This window comes from Streptomyces sp. GbtcB7, assembly GCF_019091445.1.
Taxonomy (GTDB): domain Bacteria; phylum Actinomycetota; class Actinomycetes; order Streptomycetales; family Streptomycetaceae; genus Streptomyces; species Streptomyces mirabilis.
In genome coordinates this window covers 1-245 of the sequence record NZ_JAGXJM010000497.1, presented here as the reverse complement: position 1 = coordinate 245, position 245 = coordinate 1, and the positions used below count along the sequence as shown (strand labels likewise).

General features: G+C 68.2%; 1 pseudogene. It reads right to left on the bottom strand.

The annotated features are described in order from the left end of the window. Positions 1 to 240: pseudogene (locus KVT44_RS56605) on the bottom strand (FkbM family methyltransferase); the annotation flags it as partial. Positions 241 to 245: the final 5 nt, after the last annotated feature.

Below are 245 nucleotides of genomic sequence, written 5' to 3'. Positions count from 1 at the left end.
CTTGGCGGCGCGCTCCAGCTTCTCGAAGGCGGCCTTGGTGGGTTCGGAGGAGACGATCCGGCCGGTGTAGCCGGGCTTGCGCAGCCGCCGCCCGTACTGGCCGGTGTTCGCGCCCACGTCGAAGACACAGTTGACCTGGTACTTCTCCAGCAGGGTCGTAACGTGCTGGGTGCACAGATACTCGGCGGCGGCCAGCTGCAATCGGCTTTCGTCGGTCGCCGGGGCCGTCTCGTCGTCCAGCTGCC